The following is a 23990-nucleotide window of genomic DNA, read 5'->3' as shown; positions in this document are numbered from 1 at the left end:
CCGGAAAGCCAGAAAGAAACTCTGTAAGTGATATTAGAACTCTTAGCTGTTAGTGGCCCCCGAGAAATCAGCTGATCGCTGATGCATTAACTAAAACAATTGGCGCAGCGTGTAGACCGGACCATACACACTGTCGTTGCAGAGCAAAAGCTCGTCAAACGCCGCCAAGAACAGTTGTTCTATGCCAAGACGATAGCTCATAAAGTCGTAGCCGAAGGTCTCACAAACGAGGACATTGATGCCCAACACACCCAGGCGCTATTGCTCCCCTGTAGAAATTTTCGATACGGTGATGAATACCAGGCGGTCGCATCCAGTCAGGACTTCGTTAAGGTACCAATAGACGTACTCGTCAACGCCCTCGTCTTGATCAAAATGTGTGAATACACAGGCTCGCCTGCTGCGTGTTGCCGAATTGTCGGGCAGCGCGGCGCTGGCGAGAGGTTTGGGAGACATCAGTCAGGGATTTGAGGGTTTACGGGCCACGACAATAGAGTGTGCCGGCTCACAGCTTTCCAGCTCCAGCACCTCCCAATTTAAATGCTCGAATAACGCCGCTAGAAGCGGCAGATCAAACACGTGATGATGCAGGCATCGATGCTCAACGTTGTCTTGGGAGCGTCGTTCGAACTCCTCAAAGCTAGCGACTCCAGCGTCCATTTCAATGTCATGCAGCTCAAGTATTTCATCGAGATGTGTCAGATCTGCTTCTGACACATCCTGTTTATAGTCGCGTAAGAGGTGTTCCAGCGATGTTGTCAGTCGACGATGGTCAAACGTTGCTTCTTTTCGGGGCGTCAACAAAACAAGCAGGCCACCGTCGCGCAACACTCTTCCCCACTCATTTAGTGCCTTTATTGGGTTGGCGAGGTGTTCCAGTACATGACTGCTCAGTACGACGTCATATTTTGCGTCCCCAATCACAGACATATCTACCGCGTCGCATAAATAGACCGAGCCCGTTTGGTTATTCCTATCCGGTCGGTATCGGAGCGCCGGATCAATCTCTTTCTGCCAGACAGTTTCCGAAGCAAAGTTTGCGTTGTCGACAGATTTCAACGACTGATATACGGGAAGAATACCTCGGCGGTCGAATACCGAGCTAGGGCCCCCAACTTCAAGACTGTTATGCCCCTTCAGCAATGTCCTGAGCCGTTGGGCGCAAGACGCACGTTGCGGGGCAGCTAGTCGTTTTAGCGACCCGAACAGGCCTATCGCGCCGACTTTTTTATAACGTCTTAAGATGCGAGCGGAGAGACTCTCTGAGTTCATGTGCGATGCTCAGTGCGATTGCTTACCTTTACCCGAGCTATCAACGCTTCTCCGAGTTTAACCAGTAAAAGAAGTTAGGGTCTTAACCTTAAAGGCGCTCTCTTGCGCTGTCTCAGAATGCTTCCCTCTAGCAAACGTGTGTGCGCGATCAATAATTGCGCCCGCTGTTAGTCCACTGCTGTCTCTAAGCAGCGATTGCTCCCCATGTTCCACCCACTGATCGTCGATTCCTATGACTTGAACATCTACACTCTTTGAATGCGAGGAAAGTAGTTCCAGCACCGCAGATCCCGCTCCGCCAGTTGTAGCGTTCTCCTCAAGGGTGATTAAAAGGTCGTGACTATCTGCGAGCTCCAGAATGAGATCTTCATCCAGTGGTTTTACCCAGCGCATATCGACCACAGTCGCGTCCAATTCTTCTCCGGCTTTCATGGCTTCACCAAAGAGCGCGCCAAAATTCAGAATTGCTAAACCTTGTCCTGGCCGTACCAACACTGCTTTGCCAATAGGTACTTCGGTCATCGATTCTTCAATCAGAGACCCAGGTCCCGTCCCTCTGGGATAGCGAATAGCGGCTGGTCCTGGGTGCCGGTAGGCGGTATACAGCATCTGGCGACACTCGTTCTCATCGGATGGTGCACCGATCACCATATTGGGGATACAGCGAAGATAGCTGATATCGAAGGCACCATGATGAGTGGGGCCGTCCTGGCCTACAAGGCCGGCGCGATCAATGGCGAAGGTGACATCTAGCTTTTGAAGTGCGACATCGTGCACAAGCTGATCGTATGCGCGCTGTAAAAAAGTTGAGTAGATGGCGACAACGGGTTTTGCACCTTCGCAGGCCATACCTGCAGCAAGCGTCACAGCATGTTGTTCGGCGATGGCCACGTCAAAAAAACGATCCGGGTATTGTGCGGCGTAGGGCACCATTCCTGAGCCTTCGCACATCGCCGGTGTGATCGCCATCAGCCTATCGTCAGCAGCGGCCATATCGCACAGCCACTGCCCGAAAACGTCTTGGTACTTGACCTTCTTAAGGGTGGGTTGCGGTGCCGCAGGCGGCGGATCTCCCGCTTCCGTATTCGGTTTTACTTCCAGTTTATTGATAGCGTGAAAGCCAATGGGGTCCGCTTCAGCAGGGGAGTAGCCTTTACCTTTCATGGTAAGTACATGCAAAAACTGAGGGCCCTCCAGATCGCGCATGTTCTCTAGAGTTTGTACAAGTTGGGGAAGGTCGTGTCCGTCAATGGGGCCAATATAGTGCCAGCCGAGCTCTTCAAATAGCGTGCCCGGCGCGACCATGCCCTTCATGTGTTCCTCTGTACGCTTGGCCAGGTCCCAAGCGGGCTTAATCTTTTTAAGTGCGCGCTTACCGCCTTCGCGCATGCTGATATAGGTTTTACTGGCCCAGATTTTTGCAAAATACTTGGCCAGACCACCGGTGTTCCTTCCAATAGACATCTGATTGTCGTTGAGAACGACAAGCATGTTGGGCCGCACATCGCCCGCATGCGCCAATGCCTCGAAGGCCATGCCTCCGGTAATTGCGCCGTCGCCAATTACCGCTACTACTCGACGGGGGTCATCCTCGCGCGCGGCTGCCAGCGCCATGCCCATGGCCGCCGAGATACTGGTTGATGAATGTCCGACGCCAAAGGTGTCGTAGTCGCTTTCGCTGCGCTTTGGAAATCCGGCCAATCCGCCTGCCTGTCGTATGGTATGCATTCGTTGCATACGCCCAGTGAGGATTTTATGCGGGTAGGCCTGATGTCCTACATCCCAAACCACTCTATCTCGCGGCGTATCGAAGACTTTATGTAGAGCAATTGTTAATTCAACTACACCGAGGCCGGCACCAAAGTGACCGCCGGATTGTCCTGCGCTGAATAGCAGATATGCCCGCAATTCATCGGGAAGTGCCTGTAACTCTACTTCGGAGAGGTCTGACAGCTTGAGTCCCTGATCAATCTTGTCGAGTGCAGGGGTAGGGGGGCGCGCTGTGGGAAGTTCGTTGAACATCGCGAAAGTGTAGCTTAAATCAGGGGCTTTTGGTGGCTCTTGTGTGCGGCTGTTTAGGGCAATAAATTGTCGCGAGCCTTAATTTCGGTAGCCAGAAGCAGGGAAATCCGTGCGTAGCCAGCTGGACTTAGATTGACGCCGTCACCTCGGTAGTACTCGGGATTGGGAAGGCCGTCTAGACCCTTCAGCGTTGGATTGGGGTTAATGATGGTGAGATCCGGAATGTCAGCAGCCATGGTGCTCAGTACTTCACCAATTCTTCTGATACGCGCATTGTCATCGGGGTGCAGGGGCATTTGAACCGGCGCAATCACATAACGCCAACTGCTGGCGCCGTACTCCTCATTAAGGTTTAAAAGAGCGCGCGTGCTAGCCTCAAAGTCTTCCGGCGACTTCTCATCGCGCAGGTGAAGGTCCGCGTATCCTGGAAAAACAACGAGAATATCCGGACGATAGAAAGCCGCCAGGCGGTCGTAGTGGTATGTGAGATCTTCTAGAGTGGCGTCACCCAAAGGACGCAGCAGGGTCTCCCTGGGCAATAGGCTTGCGGGCAAATTCTTCCAAAGCCGGACACGGTGGCCTCCGATGACCACAATCGGATCTTTGGGTATTTTGGCATCCAGATCACTGCGCGCCAGCTCAGCAATCTCTTTATTCCAAACCATAGGAGATGGATCAAAATACCGGGTCAAATCCCTCGATAGGAGGAAGGTAAAGTGAATAATGGGCAGGCAGAGCAAGAGCCCCGCCACAGTCCTTAAAGTAGTCCATTGATACATTGAGTACCCCCTTATTCGCGACTAAGTGTGTCTTAGCCGGTGATTCGGGGCAATGACCCATACGAGACCCTGTAACCAACATCTCAACCCACGCATAACTGCTTACCCGTAACAGCTGCTGGGTGTACACTTTTGCTCATGATATATCTTCGTAACATACCGGAAGAGGAGCTGTTTTCGGCCCAGCTTGAGCTCCTCATGCAGCATGGGCGCGTCGCATCGATGATGGCCAATCTTATCGGTGCTGTAGCGGCTATGGCGCTGCTGTGGCCGTACTTTGATACCCAGGTCCTGTTGCTGTGGGGATTCGGGCTGATGATTTTGTTGCTACTGCGCTCCCTCTACATGAGTGGTGCCTTGGCCGATCGGCGGTACATCAGGCGACCAAAGCGCGTGTTTTGGCTGCTTCTTTTGGGTTCAGCTGCCACTGGTTTTGTGTGGTCAGGGACCTACATATTTGTGGGTCCCCATTTGCCGGTGACGCTCCAGTATCTACTCCTTCTTATTGTTGTAATGATTGCTGCGATCTCTCTGGCTGTAATGGTCGTTGTCAGGGAGTATTTTTTGGTTTTTGTATTCTCTGCGCTCTGGCCTATCGCCTGGTGGTGCCTTGCGCATTTCTGGGATCAGCCCCACAACTTACTGCTGGGCTTGTTGCTGCTTGCACTGACCGGATTGCTAGTGGCAGCGAGCAACGGGATTCACGACACTTTTCGCCACATGCTTAGTCTTAACTGGCAGCAGGAAGCGATGGCCCGCGAGTTAGGTCAGATTACAAATTCCTTGCGCGATCGCAACGTGCAGCTTCAGGAGGCACGGCGGCAGTTGACTGATCTCGCTAATATCGACGAGCTGACCGGTTTGGGTAATCGGCGACTCGTGAATCAAACCTTACGCGAGGAGGTTAACCGGGCAAGGCGTAGTCACGGCTGGCTGTCTGTGATTCTTATCGATGTCGATTTTTTCAAAAAATACAACGATACCTATGGGCATCCCGCCGGCGACGAGGTGCTGCGTCGCATAGGTGACATTATGCAGCGAGCGACCGCGAGAGCGGGTGAGGTTGCTGCGCGTTACGGAGGAGAGGAGTTTATTTTGGTTTTACCGGGCGCTAAAGCTGCAGATGCGATTCGCACGGCCGAGCGTCTCCAGCGATTGGTATCAGAGGAGAATATTCCTCATAGCGCATCCGATGTATCGGATCGCATCAGCATATCCCAGGGTGTTCTTTCAATAATGCCTGATGAAGATGTGGACCCTGGAGTGCTTGTAGACAGGGCTGACGCCGCGCTCTACGAGGCAAAGCGAGATGGACGAGACAAAATCGCTGTGGTGTGACAGTTGACTGAAACGCGGAACATGCCGCGACGCCTTGCCGTTTTTGGTGCTTACAGCGATGACGATCTCTATCAGCGTAATCGCACTCTAGTCAAAATTTTCGCCGAACTTAGTCAAGAGACGATTTACCTACGCCCGGCAAGTCAGGGATCTGGTCACGGGTTCTCTTCTGGCAAGAGCGCTTTCACCCGGTTAAAGGAAATCCTGAGTGATGTCTTCGCGCTGTGGAAGCAACGGTCCTTGCTGCGAAATTGCGATACGGTTTTTGTTCCTTATCCCGCGTATCTAGACGTTCTCGCGCTTTGGGTCTCCGGTTACTCTCGTGAGAAGCTGGTGATCGTAGATGCGTTTCTGGAGCTACACAGCACTGTTGTTGAAGATCGAAAACTCATTCCATCGAGATCGCTGCGCGCGCGGCTACTCAAGAGTTTCCAGAAATTCACTCTGGGGAAGGCTGATCTTGTGCTCATCGATACCTCGGAGCAGGCCGCTTTGATGAGTAAGCAGTTGTCAGGTACGGGCACCCATGTGGCGGCGGTTCCCGTAGGTATTGATGAATCTATTTGGACCGAGATTCCATGCCCAGATGTTACCGATCGCCTAAGTGTTCTTTTTTGGGGTACTTTTATCCCTCTACACGGCGTCGAGCACATCGTCGCTGCTGCACGTATTCTGGAAAGCAGAGGCGTTGATGTGGACTTTCAGCTCATCGGTGATGGGCAGGAGGCGCAGAAGATCAGCTCGATGCTTTCCGAGTCGATGCTACGTTCCTTGAGATGGGAGCGACGATTGGTGGATACAGCCACGCTTAGAGAGGCCGTTACCAACGCACATATAGTCTTGGGTATCTTTGGCGAGTCAGCGAAGTCGGCCTCAGTTATCCCCTACAAGGTGCATCAATCACTCGCATCGGGACGACCGACTATCACGCGAGAAGGGCCTGCGATGGCATCACTCGGCAGTGAGAGGCAGGGTTTGATCTTGTGCCCTCCCGGAGATCCGATAGCGCTAGCAGCCCTGATTGAAGACACAGCTGCTCGGCTTCGTGATGGATGGGCTCCTCGCCCCCGCATCTTGTACGATGAAAATCTTGGAAACACGGTGATCAGAGAGAGGCTTGCTGCGGCGATTGTTTCGGCCAAATTAGAGATAGCTGAGGCGATACAGAGTTCATGACTGCAATTATCTGCATGGCAACCTACAACGGGGCTCGCTGGCTTGGGGAGCAAATTGATAGCCTTCTGAAACAGACAGACGAAAACTGGCGACTACTGGTTAGCGATGACGGATCCACTGATGGCACAGCTGAGATTGTTCGCGAGTATGCGGAGCGAGATTCACGGATAACATTGTTGAAGCAACGGGACTCGGAGCCAGGCGTTGTAGCCAATTTTGAGTATCTTTTGAGCGAGGCAATGAGCGGTGATGCTGATTTTGTGATGCTCTGTGATCAAGATGATGTTTGGCGACCGGATAAAGTCGCGCTGCAGCGAGCCCAACTCGAAAACGCTCGGGCGTGTTGTAGTAATCCCACGCTGACCAATGCGGCTGGGGAGCCCCTAGGAATTCAACTGCTTAGCCAGTTGAACGCGGATAAGGAACCGGGGATTAGTTCATTGCTCGCGCAGAATCCTGTGGTGGGTTGTACGCTCGCTATGACGCCTGCAGTGCTGGAGTTAGCGCTGCCTTTTCCAGAGAATCTTCAAAATCATGATTGGTGGATTGCCTTATGCGCGCTATGCGAAGGCCCCTTGTTTTGTGATGACCAGGCCTTAGTTAACTATCGGCAACACGACGCTAATGTCGTGGGGGCGTATAGGCCACTACGCCAATTGGGAAGTGTGCGGCAGCTCCTCTCGCGCCAACGCCGAGTCTTGCACTCAAACTTGATTGCTTTGGAGAGCCTGCGGGAGCGCCTTAGCGAGCGTGGTATCCAACATCCTTATCAGCTGGACGAATATCTCCATTGCGTGGGCTCGCCTTCTCTTAGGACAAGGGTCCGCGCCTTAGCGTCTGGTGAATTTGCGGCACCGCATAGACCGCTTCGCGCGCTGCGTATTGCTGCTTCGCTCAAAAAACTTAGCTAGCCATCATTCATATTCTGAAACCGATGAATCTGCCGCCGAGCGCGCTTGTCAGGTTTGCCCGCAGGGCGCCCGACCATGCCCCCTGCGAGTTTTCGTGCCTGCGCTGATTGCTCCCGTCGGGCGATACTTTCTTCAGTCTCGACATAGAGTGCCTGGGCTTCTGGCGCTCCGCGACGCTGGTCACTGAGCACTCGTATCACTACATCTCGCTCATCCCAACCTTGCCGAATACGAAGCTGGTCACCCACAGCGATCTCGCGGGACACTTTGACCCGTTGCCCTTCGAGCTGCACCTTGCCTCCCTCGATGGCCGCCTTTGCCAGGCTTCGCGTCTTAAAAAAACGCGCCGCCCAGAGCCATTTGTCCACTCGCAGTTTGTCTATAGCTTTGCTGTTCATGACAGTGCGGGAGGCATTATTTCGTCAAAGTGATGAATGCCCGGAAAGCGCGTATCCATGCGCTTTTGTTGTGAGCTATCAGGCTGCAGCAGCGTGAGTAGGTGTCTTATGCCGTAGGTTTTGGCAGCGTCGAGGACCGACTCGGTATCATCAATAAACAGCGTGGTTTCTGGATCGAAGGGGTGCAGCTTTTGTAAGCGCTCCCAGAAAACCTGATGTTCCTTTGGCGCATCAAGGTCGTGGGACACCACAATATGATCAAACCATTCCGTAATATCGACTTCGGCCATTTTAATGTTCAGGGTCTCTCGATGAGCATTGGTCACCAAGAGCACGTCCATGGGTTGGGTGTGCAGCCAGCGCAGAAAGTCCAGCGAGTAAGGCCTCATGCGGATCATGTGCTTGAGTTCCCGCTTGAGCTGTGGAATGTCCATCTCCAGTTCCCGAGACCAGTGGTCCAGACAGTACCAGGGTAGAGAGCCGCGAACTGATGCAAAGCCGCCATGAATCTGCGCGATGGCGTCAGCCTCTGGAATATCCCGTTTAGCCGCATAGGCGCGCGGAAGATACTCCATCCAAAAATGGTTATCGTAATGGAGGTCCAGCAGGGTGCCGTCCATATCTAACAGCACCGTGCGAATGTTAGGCCAGTCAATCATCGCTGGGTGTTATAGTAGCGCCTATGCAATTCTGTGGGCACCCAATCTTATCCTCAAAAGACATTTGGGCACTCCTGAATCTTTGCCATGAAGCGTCACAGAGCATACTCGCGCATTACAACGACGCCGCGAGTGCCGGTCTCTTGCGAAGTAAAGAAGATCGAACCCCCCTGACTCAAGCCGATCTCGAGTCCCATGAAATTCTGAGTGCGGGCTTGAGAGCCTTGCGACCAGAAATACCCGTGCTGTCTGAAGAGTGCAGTGAAAGCGAAATCGCTGGGCGGCATGAGTGGGACGTGTTTTGGATGGTTGATCCCCTGGATGGCACTCGTGAGTTTCTTGAGAGAACCGGCGAGTTCACAATTAACATCGCTCTCATAGAAAAGCAGCGGCCTACTCTTGGGCTGATCTATATGCCGATGTCAGAGACGGGAAGCCTTGGGGTTGTGGGTGAGGGTGCCTGGCAAGTGCAGCGAGACTCTGGCATCTGGCAGTCACAGCCGCTAAGTACCCGCAGATTGCCTGAAGAGAGTCTGGTGGTGTTAGCCAGTAAACGGCACAGCAATCCTCGATTGGATAGCTGTTTGTCCTTTTTGGGCTCCAAGCGTGAGTTGTCGCGCCTGAATAGCGGGAGCGCCTTAAAGTTTTGCGACTTGGCGGCAGGACGCGGCGATTGCTATCCCCGTTTTTCACTCTGTAGCGAATGGGACGTCGCCGCAGGTGATGCTTTGGTAGCGGCCGCCGGGGGCGCGATTTACGGTCTTGATGGCGAGCCCCTCCAGTACAATGCCCGGGACAATCTACTCAGTCCCCACTTCGTCGCCGTGGGCGATGGTTCAGCTTCGCTGTGGAGTGACTTATTACAGTGTCTGAGCTGAGCCCGCCAGCCTGTCATAGAGGCCTTGTCTGGGAGCGAGGGCACGGTTATCGTTGCTTATCTTCTTACAAAGTGACCGAAGGCGAGAGTCCCTGTAAATGAACTGGCCACCGGACAAAGAACCAGGTACTGACGCTGAGGCCGCAAACGAGGTTTTGACGCCAGCTATGCGTCTGCTTCAGCTACAAACACGCCACCGGGCACTGGATACGCGAATTACCGAAATGCAGCTTTATCCTTATCAGAACCAGATACTTTTGCAGCGTTTAAAGAAAGAAAAGCTGCGCCTGAAAGACACTATTGCTCTTCTTAAGGATGACATGATTCCGGACCTGGACGCTTAGGCGTTTTTGTTGATTCGGTTGTAACGTTATGGATCTTGTTGTTTACGCAGTCCCGTTTTTTATTCTCGCCATGATCCTCGAGCTGATCTGGGGCCTGCGTGTGGGCCGCAATACTTATCGGGTCAATGACGCCGTGAGTAGTCTTTTCCTAGGAACGCTCAGTCAGGGGCGAAAATTCATCACCCTTGGGGTGGGTGGCTACTTCTACTATCTCACTACTGAGTATTTCTCTTTGCCCCTAATGAGCGCCCAGAGTGTCTGGACCTGGATTCTGGCGACGGTGCTCTATGATTTTTGTTACTACTGGCTTCATCGCTTGGGCCATGAGCGAACAATTTTATGGGCGGCACATGTTGCACATCACCAGAGCGAGGACTACAACCTTTCCACCGCCCTGCGACAAACCAGTACCGGATTTCTCTTGGGCTGGATTTTTTATATCCCTATGTTTGCTCTGGGTGTGCCTGCAGAAGTTGTTGTGACCGTGGGATCAATCAATCTCATCTATCAATTCTGGGTGCACACAGAGCATGTCGGAAAATTAGGCTGGTACGAGTGGATATTTGTAACGCCCTCAAATCACCGCGTTCACCACGCACAAAACGAACGTTATCTTGACCGCAACTATGGGGGCTTGTTTATCCTCTGGGATCGCCTCTTTGGCACCTTTCAGGAGGAGTTGGAGTCTGATCCCCCAATTTACGGAATTCGAGGGCCACTGCGCAGTTTTAATCCGCTCCGTGCCTTGACGCATATCTATACGGATATGATTCGGGATAGCTGGCGGGCCGCGCGTTGGCGCGACAAATTGTACGTCTGGGTGGCCCCCAACGGCTGGCGGCCTACCGATGTGGAGGCGGTGGATCCTCGCTCTAAACCAGCTCTGGATGACTTTGAGCGTTTTGATCCTCCCATGAGCCCGACCCTGCGCGCCTATGCAATGTTTCAGTTGGTAGCGGTGGTCGCACTACTGGGATACCTGCAAGCCGGTGTCATTGATAGTTACACATCAGCGAGCGTTCTGGTGCTCGCTATGCTGTGGACCACGATTACTACTGCGTTATGGATGGAAGCCCAATCGCTTGCGCTGAGTGTTGGTCTGGACGGTCTGAGGCTTGGAGTGTTCGCGCTGGGGCTTTTCGCGGCGCCCTCAATGGGCAGCTTCACTAGCGTTGCGTTTATCTACCTTGTTGTGAATGCGCTGTTTGTTGCGGCACTGTTTTGGCTCGATCGTAACCAAAGCCCTGTTGAGCTAGAGGAGACCTTCAGCACGGTTTAGTCGCGAGCTTGCGGCGTTTCCTCGGGGTCGTCGTCACGTCTGCGCTCCCTTAGGCCTCGCGCCGCGTGTGCTGCAAACCCCTCGCCCGCTTGGGCATAGAGATTGAAAGCTGAGATACCTTTGGCTTTTAGGGCGTCGGCTTCTTCCTCAAATCGCACAACGGCAGCGATGCGGCCTTTGTAGCCCATTTGGTGGAGAAGATCGGCTACCAGCATGTTTTCCTGATGGTTGGTGAGCGCGAGCATCACCAGCTCCAGGTCATCCAGGGCGATGCGGTGCCAAAAGTCCGGGTCGCTCGCATCGGCGGCGGCCACACGACGATGCATGGCAAGATGCTGGGCGAGTTTGCGGTCATTGTCATCAATACCCAGCACTTCACGACCATAGCTGCGCGCTATGGCTTCATAGGCACCGGTTCCTATATTACCCATCCCCAATATCAGTACGCGCACGTCTCCGGTGTCAGGTCGTTGGGCACGAACCATGGACGATTCGTGGCGCAGGAAGTGCATCCGATGACGACGGTACAGTGAGTGCGACAGGCGGTTAAGGGGAGACGCCACGACGAAGCTTGTTGCAATTGCGATGGACATTGCACCGCTCCAGTCCGGATCAACCCAGCCCTGTGTTGCCGCAACAGCGATGACTATAAGGCCAAATTCACTGTGATTCGCCAGACTGTTGGATGCGAGCAAGGCTGTGCGCGGGGCCACGTGAAATCTTGTAAACAGCGGGAAGTATAGAAGCGGCTTTAGCAAAGCCATCCCTCCGATCAGGAGCGCCAGGATCATCAGACTTGTTGGGGGCCAGCCCCCCAGTCCGATAGACAAAAAGAAGCCCACCAGAAAGAGATCCTTGAAATACAAAAGGTTGCGCGCGAGTTCTTTGGCTTTTTGCTCTCCCGCGAGTAGAGCGCCGATTAACAATGCGCCCAGGTCGCCTTTAATACCCAAGCTGTCAAACAGCTGGGCTCCCAGAATAGCCAGGGCAAATCCAGCGAGAGTGAAGAGTTCTCCGTGACCGGCAAGACTGAGCATACGCAGGATAGGCCGCCGCGCTGGTATCAGCAGCAGCAGCCAGAGCGCAGATAGCTCAGGCATTTTTCCGGTTGAGGCGGCAAGAAACAGAACGGCTGCAAGATCCTGAATAATCAGCACGCCAATGGCGAGGTTGGCGTGACGAGACGCCATTTCTCCCCGCTCTTGCATGATTTGAATGACAAACACCGTGCTCGAAAAGCTGAACGCAAAACCGATGACCAGGTTCGTGCTCACCGATAAACCCAGTTCCGGCATCAACTGTCCGGCAACGCTAAGGATCGCGAGTACCGCTAACTGTGTGACCAGCATATGCAGCACCGTTGTGCCCCAAATACGCGGCATCAACAGGTCACGTATCTGCAGTTTTAGGCCAATGCTGAATAGCAGCAGCGTGATGCCCATCTCTGACAGTGTCGCCAGCATTTCGCCGCCGCCTGTATTTAGTTCGTGCAATACAAAACCCGCGGCCAGATACCCTATGAGCGCTGGCATGCCAATGGCACGGCTTGCCATGCCGCACAGCAGAGCGACTATGATGAGCAGTGGATCAGGCATTGTCCGCTCCAAGTTCGGGTGTATCTCCGTCTGTAAGTGTTGTCGCTGTTTGTCGCAGTCCCGGCTCTATTTTTTGATGCTCGGGATGCAGCGATGCCCACAGGGGTGAGATGCAGAGCAGGGCGATCGTCAGATCAGCGGCGACCCGCAGCAGCTCCCAGGCAGAAATATCTAAGGGATAGACCCCAAACCATCCGCGTAAGGGCGGTATCGTGATGGCCAAAAACAGCGAAAAACGAGAGATTCCAAACAGGCCAAGGCCAAGAACTAAATAAAACGTGCCCACAAGCGCGGTCAGTAACAGCGTGCTGGTGGTGGGCAGTAGCCAAAGCGAGAGACACTGGCCGGCGCCAGAGAGCGTCGCGAGTATTGCCGCAAGATTGCGGAGCTTTAGCGGGTCTGTGTCAGGGTGTTTGATCACAGAGGAAACGTTACCACAGAGAGGTGAAGAAGCAGTATTTCTGCGACTAGTCGCTTCGCGCTTTGGCCACCGCGGACTGCGTTTCACGACCCAGTTTCTCGCAGCTGGATGCCCCCACCGCGACCAATGCATCAAGGTTAACCCCTGTCTCTATCCCCAGGCCCTGAAGCATGTACACCACGTCTTCTGTTGCGACATTTCCGCTTGCGCCTGTGGCATACGGGCAGCCACCGAGCCCGGCAACTGAGCTATCGATGCGCGCAATGCCATGTTGCAGGCCTACCAGAATGTTAGCCAGGGCCTGACCGTAGCTGTCGTGGCAGTGCAGAGCGAGTTTTTCAGCGCCGAGCTTGGGGATCAGGGTGTTGAGCAGTTTGTCCATGGAGCCGGGAGTGCCTGTGCCTATGGTGTCTCCCAAAGAGACTTCGTAACAGCCAAGATCCAAGAGCGCCTTAGATACAGCGAGCACAGCGTCCGGCTGAATGTGGCCCTCATAAGGGCAACCTAAAACGCAGGAGACATAGCCTCGAACCGCAATGCCCGCATCGGCGGCGGCTTTCATGACGGGCTGAAATCGCTCAATACTTTCGCTGATGGAGCAATTAATGTTGCGCTGGGAGAAGGATTCCGAGGCTGCAGCGAACACCGCTACTTCATTGGCACCCGCTTCCATCGCCCGCTCAAAGCCTTTGAGATTTGGTGTCAGTGCCGCATAGGTAACATCGGATGAGCGGCTGATTTGCGCAAACACGTCGCCGCTGTCGGCCATCTGGGGTATCCAGCGAGGGTTTACAAAACTGCCAGTCTCTATATATCTGAGTCCTGCATCAGCCAATCCCTCGACAAGCGCTACCTTATCTGTGGTCGAGAGTGGAGTGCTCTCGTTTTGCAGGCCATCGCGAGGCCCCACCTCGACGAGGGAGACAGCCTTTGGATAATTAAACGAACTTGTCACTGGGTACTCTGGGATTCAAAGTCCACAAGACTTGCGCCGCGATCTACAAGATCACCCGGATTAAAGCGGTATCCCTGAACCCTGCCTGCGGACGGGGCGCGGAGGGTCTGCTCCATCTTCATGGCTTCGATAACCACAACGGGGTCGCCCGCGCTTACATCGGTGCCCGGCTCTACGAGCAGCGCGACAACGGTGCCATGCATAGGAGCACCGAATTCACTGTCGCCGGCGGCTGCGGTGTTGGAGTTCGAAACGCTAAGTTGTTTTTCAGCGAAGTGAAACGCACCGTCGTCCCAGAACACGGTGAATTCGCCGTCTTCCCTTGCAAAACTACCCCTGTAACGGTGGCCGTCCAGTTCCAGCATGAGGACATCATCCTGCAAGTCTCCGCGGATGGTGGCGGTTTCATCGTCCAGAAGCAGTTCGAGGTAATCCCCGCGGTCCACCAGCTCTACGAGACACTCCTCACCGTGGCACAGCACATCAAAGCGCTGGCTGTGCGGCGTGTTCATACGCCAGCCTCGACTGTCCGCCCAGGGAGAGAATCGATCATTGCCTGGACTTTGGTTCGCTCGTCGACGCAAGGAAAGGAGCGCCAGAGCTGCAGCAGCGAGATCTCGGTTCTTTTGCGCGGGGGGCGCGCGGAACAGGTCTTCGTTGTACCGCTCGATAAAGTGCGTATCCAGATCGCAGTGCGCAAAAGCCGGGAGCGAAGCGATGTTGTAAAGAAAGGCGATATTGCTGGCCGGGCCGGCAACGCGAAATGCGCTCAGTGCACTGGTGAGTCTACGGCGGGCCTCTTCGCGAGAGTCGCCGTGGACAATCAGCTTGGCGATCATCGGATCGTAGTAGGGACTGATTTCGCTGCCCTCGATGACCCCCGTATCGATACGCAGAGAGGGGCCTTCCGGCGGTAATCGCAGATAGTTGATAACGCCGGTCGATGGCAGGAAGTCCTGCTCTGTGTCTTCTGCGTAGATCCGTGCTTCCATCGCATGGCCATCCACGCGAATTTCTTGCTGACTGAGGGGAAGTGGCTCGCCTGCCGCCACGCGGAGCTGCCACTCGACCAGGTCTTGCCCGGTAACCATCTCGGTTACCGGATGTTCCACTTGCAAACGCGTGTTCATCTCCATAAAGAAGAACTGCTGAGAAGCATCCAGCAGAAACTCCACCGTACCCGCGCCAAGATAGTTGATGGCGCGCGCGGCCTCGACAGCCGCTTCACCCATGGCGCGACGAAGCTCATCGCTCAGTCCCGGTGCGGGTGCTTCTTCAATGACTTTTTGGTGGCGGCGCTGGATGGAGCAGTCTCGTTCGGCCAAATAGACACCGTTGCCCTGGCTGTCGCAAAAAACCTGCACTTCTACATGTCGGGGGCGTTGAATGAGTTTTTCGATGAGCATGCGGTCATCACCGAAGCTGGCGCTTGACTCGCGCCGTGCAGCGGCCAGGGCCTCGTCGAATTCTTCGGCCGCATGAACGGCGCGCATCCCTTTGCCACCGCCGCCTGCCGTCGCCTTCAGTAACACGGGATAGTCCATTGCATCGGCTCGCTGACGAAGAACTTCGTCACTTTGGTCATCGCCGTGATAGCCGGGAATCAGAGGAACCCCGGCATCTGCCATGATGCTCTTGGCCTGGGACTTCGACCCCATGGATTCGATGGCGGCTGCGCTGGGTCCGATGAAGACGATGCCCGCCGCTTCGCAGGCGCGTGCAAAGCCAGCGTTTTCTGAAAGGAAACCATATCCGGGGTGGATTGCCTCGCTGGCTGTCTCTTGCGCCGCTTTGAGAATTTTGTCCTGATCCAGATAGGACAACGTGGCCGCGGATTCACCGATGTGCACTGCTTGATCCGCGAGCTGAACATGCAGCGCATTGCGATCCGCATCGGAGTAGACCGCAACGGTGCGTATACCCAGCGCTCTGGCTGTGTGAATCACGCGACAGGCTATTTCTCCGCGGTTGGCAATAAGGATTCGGTTAAACATTAGTTGTTGCTCCCTGGGGTCCAGCTCGGTGGACGCTTTTGGAGAAATGCCTGCAAGCCTTCCTGCCCCTCGCTGGAAACGCGAAGATGGGCAATGCGCGCGCTGGTGTCGTCAATCATCTGTGCGTCAACAGCTTTGCCCGCAATGTCGCAGACAAGTACTTTCGCCGCTCGCATGGCCTCTGGCCCATTTTGCAATAGCGTTGCCACGATCTGATCGACCTGTGCATCCAGCGCGCTGGCATCGCAGTGTTGGTGAATAAGCTGTATTTCTTCGGCGCGAGCCGCGTCAAAACGCTCGGCGCTGAGGAACAGGCGTCGTGCCCACCGGGCTCCGATAGCCTCGATGACGTGCGGGCCGATGGTCGATGGAATGAGACCGATACGGGTCTCGGTAAGCCCAAAAAGCGCTGTGTCGCTGGCTATAGCAATGTCGCAGCAGCTGATCAGTCCGATAGCACCCCCAAAAGCGTTGCCCTGAACGCGCGCAATCGTGGGATGCGGTAGTGTCTTTAGGGTTTGTAGCATGGTCGCCAGAGCGCGGGCATCGTCGAGATTGCGGCCGTAGTCAAAGTCCGCCATGCGCTTCATGTAGGCAAGGTCGGCTCCCGCAGAAAAGCTTTTACCCTCTGCCTGTAAGACGACGACGCGCACGTCCTCTCGTCCCGCTAGCTCGTCAAAATGCGACTGCATGAGTGCAATCATCGAGTCGTCAAAGGCGTTATGTTTTTCCGGGCGGTTAAGACTCACCCGGGCAATGCCCTGGGCATCCATACTGCAGCTTACTAGGGGCTGGGTGTCCTGGTTCATAAGGCGCTCTCCCTACATTCGGAACACGCCAAAGCGTGATTCCGTAACAGGCGTGTTGAGCGACGCTGACAAAGCCAGAGCCAATACCTGACGCGTGTCTATGGGGTCGATAACGCCGTCATCCCACAAGCGTGCCGAGGCATAGAAGGGGTGCCCCTGGGATTCATAGCGATCAAGAATAGGCTGCTTAAACGCGGCCTCTTCCTCGTCACTCATATTTTCATTGCGTCTGGCGAGTTGATCTTGTTTGACCGTAGCGAGAACACTCGCTGCCTGCTCGCCACCCATCACTGAGATACGCGCATTGGGCCACATGAACATGAATCTGGGGTCATAGGATCGACCGCACATGGCGTAGTTTCCTGCGCCAAAGGAGCCTCCAATAATGACCGTGAGCTTGGGGACATCGGCACAGGCCACGGCGTGAACCATCTTGGCGCCATGCCTCGCTATGCCTTCTGCCTCGTAGTCGCGACCCACCATGAATCCGGTGATGTTCTGGAGAAACAAAAGAGGAATCTTGCGTTGGGCACAGAGCTCGACAAAGTGCGCTCCCTTTACCGCTGATTGAGAAAACAGAATGCCATTGTTGGCAACGATGCCAACGGGGTAACCGTGAAGTCGCGCAAAACCACAGACCAAAGTGTCGCCAAAGAGTGCCTTGAATTCGTCAAATGCCGAGTCGTCCACCAAGCGTGCAATGACTTCTCGCACATCAAAGGGCTGTCGTCTGTCCGCGGGAATGATGCCGTACAAGTCGCTTGCCGGGTAACGGGGTTCTTTGGGCTCCCGGATTTCGATGTTGGTATGTTTGACGCGATTGAGATTGGCGACGGACTGACGAAGGAGGGCGATGGCGTGGCGATCGTCGTTGGCATAGTGATCGGTAACGCCTGACTGGCGGCAGTGAACATCTGCGCCGCCGAGTTCTTCGGCAGTCACAACCTCGCCGGTGGCGGCTTTCACTAATGGTGGTCCGCCCAGAAAGATAGTGCCCTGCTCGCGAACGATGATGGATTCATCCGCCATGGCCGGGATGTAAGCTCCCCCGGCGGTACAGCTGCCAAGGACTGCGGCAAGCTGTGGAATACCCTGAGCAGACATGCGCGCCTGGTTGTAGAACGCGCGACCGAAGTGCTCGCGATCAGGAAACACCTCGTCCTGCATCGGTAAGAATGCGCCACCCGAATCCACAAGATAGAGGCAAGGCAAATGATTTTGCTCTGCAATAGTTTGAGCGCGGGCCTGTTTTTTGACTGTCAACGGATAGTAAGTGCCGCCTTTGACCGTGGCATCGTTGATGAACACCATGCACTCGTGTCCGCTGACGCGACCTATGCCGGTGATAATGCCGGCGCCGGGCACGTCATCTTCGTAGACGTCGTGAGCTGCCAGCTGGGAAAGCTCCAGAAAGGGTGTTCCCGGGTCCAAGAGAGCGTCGAGACGCTGTCGCGGTAACAACTTGCCGCGGGATACATGGCGTTCCCGGGCCACTTCGCCGCCACCTTCACTCACTTTTGCGACCAGTTCCCGAAGTGCTTTTACCTGTCCGCGCATCGCACGCTGGTTTTCGAGCGCTGCGGGGTCGTTCGCGTTGTATCGAGTTTGAAGAATTGTCATAACTTAATACTCAGGCCGAAGCCTTAAACAGTTCCCGGCCAATGAGCATACGCCGAATTTCCGAAGTTCCCGCACCAATTTCATAAAGCTTGGCGTCGCGCAGCAGGCGCCCCGCGTTCGCTTCATTGGTGTAGCCATAACCACCGAGGGCTTGAATAGTTTGCAATGCCAGTTGGGTCGCTTTTTCCGCGGTATAAAGAATGACCGCTGCGCAATCCTGACGGGTCTCCTCACCGCGGTCGCAGGCCGCTGCGACCGTATAGAGATAGGAGCGACAGGCGTTCAGGTCCGCGTACATGTCGGCGAGCTTGCCCTGCATGAGCTGGAACTCGCCAATAGCCTGGCCAAACTGCTGGCGCGTGTGCAGATAGGGGAGGACCTCATCAATGCAGGCTTGCATGATCCCTACAGGACCGCCCGAGAGTACCGTGCGCTCGTAGTCCAGACCTGACATGAGAATCTCTACACCTTTGCCTTCTTCGCGCAGGATGTTTTCGGCGGGAACCTTGCAGTCCTCAAATACCAGTTCGCAGGTGTTGGAGCCTCGCATACCGAGCTTGTCGAGCTTTGGCGAGCGCGAAAATCCCGGATAGTCTCGCTCAACAATAAAGGCCGTGATACCGCGCGAGCCCGCCTGTATATCGGTTTTGGCGTAGATGACGTAGACATCAGCATCGGGGCCATTGGTGATCCACATCTTTGTACCGTTGAGAACGTAGTGATCGCCCTCGCGGCGTGCATTGAGTTTCATACTCACCACATCAGAGCCGGCGTTGGCTTCGGACATCGCCAGCGCACCGACGTGCTCTCCCGTGCAGAGCTTGGGTAGATAGTGAGCGCGTTGTGCATCGTTGCCGTGGCGTTGAATTTGATTTAGGCAGAGATTGGACATAGCGCCATAGGAGAGCCCTACTGAGCCAGAAGCACGACTGATCTCCTCCATCACAATCGAGTGGGCGAGATAGCCCATGCCGCTGCCGCCATATTCCTCATCGACGGTGATTCCCAGGAGACCCATGGCGCCCAGCTTTGGCCAAAGGTCTGCGGGGAAGTCATTGTCCTGATCTATCTGCGCAGCGCGAGGCTTGATTTCCTTCTCGCACATTTGATGCACCGCATCCCTGAGCATGTCGATATCTTCGCCAAGCCCAAAATTGAGGGTAGGGTATCCGGTGTTCATACGCTGTGCTCCTTGCGCTTTATGCAGTCAGTGATTTTTGTGATTGTTCGGTCGGGTGCTTGTGTTGGGCTTTGCGGCATAGTTCTTCGACTTCATCCAGCGCCGAGAGCATGTCATCGAGATCTTTGCGCTGTTGTTCTAGCGCCTCGCGTCGCTTGCCGATGCGTAAAAGTAGTGACGCCAGCTGTGAGGAATCACTCTCACTGGGCTTATACATATCGATGATTTCTACACTCTCGGCGAGGCTCAGTCCGATGCGCTTGCCACGGAGAATCAGACGGATACGGGCCCGGTCAGCGGAGGTGTAGATGCGGCGCTGGCCCGATCGAAGGGGTTTGATAAAGCCTTTTTCTTCGTAAAAGCGAATGGTGCGCGTCGAGATGTCGAACTCTTTAGAGAGCTCCGAGATGCTGTACTGTTTCGTAGAGTTGGTCATCACAAAAGCATAGCTTACGTTTACGTTAACGTAAAGTTTTTTAGGCGAGTAGCGTCAAAGCCAAGTAACAGCGCTAGCCAGCGGTTCGCCAAAGGCGACTTTGCTATGATCGGCAGCCGTTTTCAGTTAAGTCTCTTATTCCATGTCTGCTACCGATTTATTAGCACAGCTGGCTGATGGCGCCTTTCATTCTGGCGAGGACCTTGCCCGACAGTATGGCCTTAGTCGCACAGCTATTTGGAAGCAGGTGGCTTCCCTCGAAAAGCTGGGCCTGGAGGTACAGCGTGTGCGTGGGCAGGGGTATCAGATAGAAGGGGGCGTGGACTTGCTCGATGAATCGTTGATTCGCGCATCCCTTGAGAGCAACGCGGCACGTCACCTGGCTCAGATGGATATTCATCATCGTATTGATTCAACTAACGCAGAGCTTCGACGGCAAACTCCGACGGCCGAGGGAGCGACGGTCTGTTTGGCCGAAAGTCAGAGCGCGGGTCGCGGTCGCCGAGGGCGAGCCTGGGTGAGTCCCTTTGCAAGCAGTATCTATCTTTCAACGGCTTGGCGCTTTCACGGTGGTGCTGAAGTACTCGAGGGCCTGTCCCTTGCTGTGGGCGTTATGGTCTGTGATGCGCTCGAGGGCCTTGGCGTTGAAGGGCTTTCATTAAAGTGGCCCAACGATATCTATTTACACGGACGGAAGTTAGCCGGCATTCTTGTGGAAATGAGCGGAGACTTTTCGGGCCCCTGCGATGTGGTGATTGGAATTGGAATCAATGTGCAGCTGCCTGACTCTGTGGTCGAAGCTATCGAGCAACCGTGGTCTGACTTACGTACCGTAGCGTCAGGCGACTTTTCTCGCAGTCTTTTGGTGGCGGCGCTGCTAAATCGAATTCTCCCAACGTTGGCGACTTATGAACGAGAGGGCTTTGCGGTGTGGCGAGAGCGCTGGCAGGCTCTGGACGCTTTTGCCGGTCGCGCTGTCGTAGTGGATAACAACGGCCAGCGTCTGGCCGGGGAGGCCGCTGGTGTCGATGAACGGGGGGCGCTTGTGCTGAAAACGAGCCTTGGGCTGCAAAGTATTCATGGCGGTGAAGTTTCCTTGCGCCTTCGGGAGACGACCGCATGAGCCGCGCTTTGCTTTTGGATATTGGTAACAGTTCGACAAAGTGGATGTTCCTGACTGAGCACGGCTCTGTTGATGAAGGCCGGGTAGAGAGCGGAGCGATTGCCGCCAAACTCCGTGACAAGATTCAAGATGCAGTGGTACTGGTGTCCAGCGTTGCGGCGCCAGATCGTCAACAAGAGTTGTCTTTACAGCTGGAGTCGCTCGCATGCTCTCTGTGGTTTGCTCAGTCCCGGGGTTCTCTGGATGGACTCGCGAACTCTTATGCAGATCCTGAACGCATGGGGGTGGATCGCTGGTTGGCGATGTTAGCTGCGCGACATCGCGTAGAGGGCCGTCTCTGCGTTGTTGATGCCGGGTCTGCACTGACGATTGATTTGGTGGATGCTAACGGCAACCACGAAGGTGGCTATATCATTCCCGGAACCGCGCTTATGGAGCGAGCGCTGTTTGCGGATACGGATCGGGTACGTGACAGTGCTACGGCCAGTTCTCTGGCCCCCGGCCGTTCTACCGCCGAGGCCGTGAGTCATGGCTTGCTCCTCGCACAGGCGGGTGCGGTAAATCTGGCGATGGCCCGCGCAACGGCTCAGGGTGAATTACCTCATTTGCTTCTTTGTGGGGGTGGCGCGATCCAATTGGGCATGGCGTTGGAGCTTGGCTACACGAACGCATCAAGGTTGGTGTTCGAGGGGCTGCTTCATCAGGCTGGACTGGAGCGCCCCGAACTGCTGGATTACGCCGCGATCTGGCAGGTTTACCAGGATGTCCCCGCCTGAATGTAAAAGATGGAGTCCTCGGGGCCTTTGGCTATGTCAGCGCCCATTTCAAAACCATAACGCCGCGCGATTAGGTAGCGAAAGCCGACCCCCCGCGTTACTCGACTCGAGCTATCTGATAGGTCGCTGAATGCGCCGTCGGCGCGTCCGACACCCGCGAAAACATTGACCGACCAGCGCGGATCAATCTGACGGGTAATTTCGCCCTCAACAACAGCGACCGCATTACCCTGATAGCGCGCTGCCGGGATACCGCGCAGTACGACGGCGGGAGTAGCGTATTGAGGAAGGAGTCCGTCTGCATCGGCATATTCTGCGTTTAAACGGAGCGCAGCGCGCTACTTATCGTTGATTGGAAGATAGTTCAGGCCTGTGAGAGAGGTAAGTTCGTAATCAATGTCGCTACCTAAGCCGCTGCGAATGGTGGAGTCACCGCGGGGATCGATTTTGCTTTTACTGTGCTCGATGAGGTACTGGGACGCGATGCCGCCGCATTGACGATGCTTGCCCTTGAATACGATCCAGCGCCGCCGTTTGTTGGGGGAGTACCTGGCAATACCGCCGAGGGCATCGTGGAGCGCTACGGCGCAGCGGCCGCGGGTTCTCTCGATCAACGCGGTAAGCAAGTGGCAGCAGCTGCAGCTGCGCTTGCCGTCTGAGACAAGGTTCAGTTGTTTGGGAATAGTACCTAGGGCCCAGAACGTGTCGCCATGTCATCGTTCTGTCTGCATTGTCGGCGGGCTGAAAACTATTTACACCACTTTCCCCTAGAGTGATTGAAAGCAACCCACCTTTTGACTAAACTCGCGCCCCTCGCGTTTTTGGCTGGCGTAGCTCAGTAGGTAGAGCAGCTGATTTGTAATCAGCCGGTCGGGGGTTCGATTCCTCTCGCCAGCTCCATTTCTCACTTTTTCAGTCTCTCAATTCGGGTTAAGTGCTTCCCGAATACTCAAGCACAGGATTTTGCTCGACAAGCGCAGGCGCGGTGTCGTTGTGTTAAATAAATACGCCAAATTTTATCGCGCAGTGCGTACAAATCGACGCCGAAATGGCGCACGGTGCTGACGCCTGGCAAGGCCGACTGCCCGAGTGTGCATAAGACTGCGCTAAGTGGCTGTTTCTACCCAGAAATCAGTTGACATTAGTAAGCCCCATCTGGACAATGTGCCGCCTTTCGGAGGGGTTCCCGAGTGGCCAAAGGGATCAGACTGTAAATCTGACGCGCGAGCTTCGGTGGTTCGAATCCACCTCCCTCCACCATAAGTATTTGAAAAGAAAGAAAATTAGGCGTTGGCGATAAACATGGGTCGACGTAAAAGAGCGCCGCGCGACCACAGGAAAGGTGGCCGTGCTAGGCGCTCTGCGGCTTGTGCTGGCAAGGCAAGAGAAATACCGCGGGTATAGTTCAAAGGTAGAACCTCAGCCTTCCAAGCTGATGATGCGGGTTCGATTCCCGCTACCCGCTCCAGCAATGGCATCTGACGATGTGCTCGCTTGAGAGGGTGAGTGTGAGTCAGTAGGCAGGGGCCGACGGGAGTCGGTAGGCGTACAAAGTTTGGACGCCAAAGTAGTGCATAAGCAGTCTACAGGCTCATATAGCTCAGTCGGTAGAGCACTTCCTTGGTAAGGAAGAGGTCACCGGTTCAAGTCCGGTTATGAGCTCCATTGCTTTAGCTGTTGTTGTAGTTAGCTGTAAGTGGTTTGGCTTGGTTGTAAGAGTTGTGCGTGGTGGGCGCGATTTACGCGTGACACCTTAAAAGAATCAAAGATGATGCGTGGCGGATAGTCGTCACCGGTGCAAGGAGAGTAGTTGTAATGGCAAAAGCAGCATTTGAGCGCGATAAGCCCCACGTTAACGTGGGAACGATTGGACACGTTGACCATGGTAAGACGACGCTGACGGCGGCGCTTACACGGGTATGCTCAGAAGTATGGGGCGGCGATCTGGTAGCGTTTGACGGTATCGATAACGCACCGGAAGAAAAAGAGCGCGGCATTACGATTGCGACCTCACACGTTGAGTATG

Annotated in this window: 24 protein-coding genes and 4 tRNA genes; 14 read left to right on the top strand and 14 right to left on the bottom strand. The window is 54.9% G+C overall.

The genetic code is table 11. The annotated features are described in order from the left end of the window. Positions 1-90: 90 nt before the first annotated feature. From ACTG39_RS08460 to ACTG39_RS08445, 4 genes are all read right to left on the bottom strand, one after another. Entirely contained in the window at positions 91-249 is a 159-nt protein-coding gene (locus ACTG39_RS08460; RefSeq protein WP_439107106.1) for a rhamnan synthesis F family protein, read from the bottom strand. 210 nt (positions 250-459) lie between these two features. After that, positions 460-1272: a methyltransferase domain-containing protein gene (locus ACTG39_RS08455; RefSeq protein ID WP_439107105.1), complete on the bottom strand. Its 813-nt coding sequence runs from the start codon at positions 1270-1272 to the stop codon at positions 460-462. 57 nt (positions 1273-1329) lie between these two features. Then, positions 1330-3294: a 1-deoxy-D-xylulose-5-phosphate synthase gene (gene dxs, locus ACTG39_RS08450; protein ID WP_439107104.1), complete on the bottom strand. Its 1965-nt coding sequence runs from the start codon at positions 3292-3294 to the stop codon at positions 1330-1332. A gap of 53 nt (positions 3295-3347) precedes the next feature. Beyond that, positions 3348-3959 carry a hypothetical protein gene (locus ACTG39_RS08445; protein ID WP_439107103.1) on the bottom strand — a complete coding sequence of 204 codons (612 nt, stop codon included), beginning with the start codon at positions 3957-3959 and terminating at the stop codon, positions 3348-3350. 252 nt (positions 3960-4211) lie between these two features. Between ACTG39_RS08445 and ACTG39_RS08440 the strand changes: the two genes are divergently transcribed. From ACTG39_RS08440 to ACTG39_RS08430, 3 genes are read left to right on the top strand one after another with little or no spacing between them, the layout of a single operon-like run. After that, complete coding sequence (locus ACTG39_RS08440; protein WP_439107102.1) at positions 4212-5411, top strand: GGDEF domain-containing protein; 1200 nt, start codon at positions 4212-4214, stop codon at positions 5409-5411. Positions 5412-5414: 3 nt separating this feature from the next. Continuing rightward, the gene (locus tag ACTG39_RS08435) at positions 5415-6587 is read left to right on the top strand and encodes a glycosyltransferase (RefSeq protein ID WP_439107101.1); all 1173 of its coding nucleotides are present in this window, start codon (positions 5415-5417) and stop codon (positions 6585-6587) included. Beyond that, positions 6584-7498, top strand: coding sequence for a glycosyltransferase family 2 protein (locus ACTG39_RS08430; RefSeq protein ID WP_439107100.1), 915 nt, complete (start codon positions 6584-6586; stop codon positions 7496-7498). The genes ACTG39_RS08435 and ACTG39_RS08430 overlap by 4 nt, the downstream gene beginning before the upstream one ends. Here ACTG39_RS08430 and ACTG39_RS08425 read toward each other — a convergent pair. Both ACTG39_RS08425 and yrfG read right to left on the bottom strand, forming a co-directional pair. Then, positions 7495-7896 carry an RNA-binding S4 domain-containing protein gene (locus tag ACTG39_RS08425; RefSeq protein WP_439107099.1) on the bottom strand — a complete coding sequence of 134 codons (402 nt, stop codon included), beginning with the start codon at positions 7894-7896 and terminating at the stop codon, positions 7495-7497. The two genes, ACTG39_RS08430 and ACTG39_RS08425, sit on opposite strands and share 4 nt — an antisense overlap. Further along, positions 7893-8555 carry a GMP/IMP nucleotidase gene (yrfG, locus tag ACTG39_RS08420; protein WP_439107098.1) on the bottom strand — a complete coding sequence of 221 codons (663 nt, stop codon included), beginning with the start codon at positions 8553-8555 and terminating at the stop codon, positions 7893-7895. Before yrfG ends, ACTG39_RS08425 begins: the two co-directional genes overlap by 4 nt. Positions 8556-8578: 23 nt before the next feature. Here yrfG and cysQ point away from each other — a divergent pair, with 23 nt between their 5' ends. The 3 genes from cysQ (at position 8579) to ACTG39_RS08405 (ending at position 11055) form a co-directional block, all read left to right on the top strand. Next, positions 8579-9433, top strand: a complete 855-nt coding sequence (gene cysQ, locus ACTG39_RS08415; protein WP_439107097.1) for a 3'(2'),5'-bisphosphate nucleotidase CysQ — start codon at positions 8579-8581, stop codon at positions 9431-9433. A gap of 97 nt (positions 9434-9530) precedes the next feature. Then, positions 9531-9776, top strand: a complete 246-nt coding sequence (locus tag ACTG39_RS08410) for a YdcH family protein (RefSeq protein WP_439107096.1) — start codon at positions 9531-9533, stop codon at positions 9774-9776. Between the two features lie 28 nt (positions 9777-9804). Further along, positions 9805-11055: a sterol desaturase family protein gene (locus ACTG39_RS08405; RefSeq protein ID WP_439107095.1), complete on the top strand. Its 1251-nt coding sequence runs from the start codon at positions 9805-9807 to the stop codon at positions 11053-11055. On the opposite strand, the gene ACTG39_RS08400 is transcribed toward ACTG39_RS08405, so the two are convergent. Genes ACTG39_RS08400 through ACTG39_RS08365 form a run of 8 tightly spaced genes read right to left on the bottom strand, consistent with a single transcriptional unit; the run spans position 11052 to position 20065 of the window. Next, positions 11052-12650, bottom strand: a complete 1599-nt coding sequence (locus ACTG39_RS08400) for a cation:proton antiporter domain-containing protein (RefSeq protein WP_439107094.1) — start codon at positions 12648-12650, stop codon at positions 11052-11054. The two genes, ACTG39_RS08405 and ACTG39_RS08400, sit on opposite strands and share 4 nt — an antisense overlap. After that, positions 12643-13071, bottom strand: a complete 429-nt coding sequence (locus ACTG39_RS08395) for a hypothetical protein (protein WP_439107093.1) — start codon at positions 13069-13071, stop codon at positions 12643-12645. Before ACTG39_RS08395 ends, ACTG39_RS08400 begins: the two co-directional genes overlap by 8 nt. 46 nt (positions 13072-13117) lie before the next feature. Beyond that, positions 13118-14026, bottom strand: a complete 909-nt coding sequence (locus ACTG39_RS08390) for a hydroxymethylglutaryl-CoA lyase (RefSeq protein ID WP_439107092.1) — start codon at positions 14024-14026, stop codon at positions 13118-13120. Continuing rightward, positions 14023-16020 carry an acetyl-CoA carboxylase biotin carboxylase subunit gene (locus ACTG39_RS08385; RefSeq protein WP_439107091.1) on the bottom strand — a complete coding sequence of 666 codons (1998 nt, stop codon included), beginning with the start codon at positions 16018-16020 and terminating at the stop codon, positions 14023-14025. The genes ACTG39_RS08390 and ACTG39_RS08385 overlap by 4 nt, the downstream gene beginning before the upstream one ends. Beyond that, positions 16020-16829, bottom strand: coding sequence for an enoyl-CoA hydratase/isomerase family protein (locus tag ACTG39_RS08380; RefSeq protein WP_439107090.1), 810 nt, complete (start codon positions 16827-16829; stop codon positions 16020-16022). Before ACTG39_RS08380 ends, ACTG39_RS08385 begins: the two co-directional genes overlap by 1 nt. 12 nt (positions 16830-16841) lie before the next feature. Then, complete coding sequence (locus tag ACTG39_RS08375) at positions 16842-18449, bottom strand: carboxyl transferase domain-containing protein (protein WP_439107089.1); 1608 nt, start codon at positions 18447-18449, stop codon at positions 16842-16844. 10 nt (positions 18450-18459) lie between these two features. Next, positions 18460-19629, bottom strand: coding sequence for an isovaleryl-CoA dehydrogenase (locus tag ACTG39_RS08370; protein WP_439107088.1), 1170 nt, complete (start codon positions 19627-19629; stop codon positions 18460-18462). A 19-nt stretch (positions 19630-19648) separates the two neighbouring features. Then, on the bottom strand, positions 19649-20065 hold the full coding sequence (locus ACTG39_RS08365; protein WP_439107087.1) for a MerR family transcriptional regulator: 417 nt from the start codon (positions 20063-20065) through the stop codon (positions 19649-19651). Positions 20066-20207: 142 nt separating this feature from the next. Here ACTG39_RS08365 and birA point away from each other — a divergent pair, with 142 nt between their 5' ends. From birA to ACTG39_RS08325, 8 genes are all read left to right on the top strand, one after another. Beyond that, positions 20208-21188, top strand: coding sequence for a bifunctional biotin--[acetyl-CoA-carboxylase] ligase/biotin operon repressor BirA (birA, locus tag ACTG39_RS08360; protein ID WP_439107086.1), 981 nt, complete (start codon positions 20208-20210; stop codon positions 21186-21188). Next, positions 21185-21964 carry a type III pantothenate kinase gene (locus tag ACTG39_RS08355; protein ID WP_439107085.1) on the top strand — a complete coding sequence of 260 codons (780 nt, stop codon included), beginning with the start codon at positions 21185-21187 and terminating at the stop codon, positions 21962-21964. The genes birA and ACTG39_RS08355 overlap by 4 nt, the downstream gene beginning before the upstream one ends. Positions 21965-22422: 458 nt before the next feature. Next, a complete protein-coding gene (locus ACTG39_RS08350) occupies positions 22423-22623 on the top strand; it encodes a hypothetical protein (RefSeq protein WP_439107084.1) in 201 nt (66 codons plus the stop codon). Between the two features lie 165 nt (positions 22624-22788). Continuing rightward, a tRNA-Thr gene (locus tag ACTG39_RS08345) sits at positions 22789-22864 on the top strand. 276 nt (positions 22865-23140) lie between these two features. Next, a tRNA-Tyr gene (locus ACTG39_RS08340) sits at positions 23141-23224 on the top strand. Positions 23225-23358: 134 nt separating this feature from the next. Next, a tRNA-Gly gene (locus ACTG39_RS08335) sits at positions 23359-23432 on the top strand. Between the two features lie 121 nt (positions 23433-23553). Continuing rightward, a tRNA-Thr gene (locus ACTG39_RS08330) sits at positions 23554-23629 on the top strand. Between the two features lie 150 nt (positions 23630-23779). Then, positions 23780-23990, top strand: a 211-nt coding sequence (locus ACTG39_RS08325) for a GTP-binding protein (RefSeq protein WP_439107083.1), incomplete at its 3' end; no start/stop codon positions are given.

The sequence above is a fragment of the Congregibacter sp. genome, from assembly GCF_965662665.1.
Taxonomy (GTDB): Bacteria; Pseudomonadota; Gammaproteobacteria; order Pseudomonadales; family Halieaceae; genus Congregibacter.
Note: the sequence above shows the minus strand (reverse complement) of the source record. Positions and strands in the feature narration are given on the sequence as shown.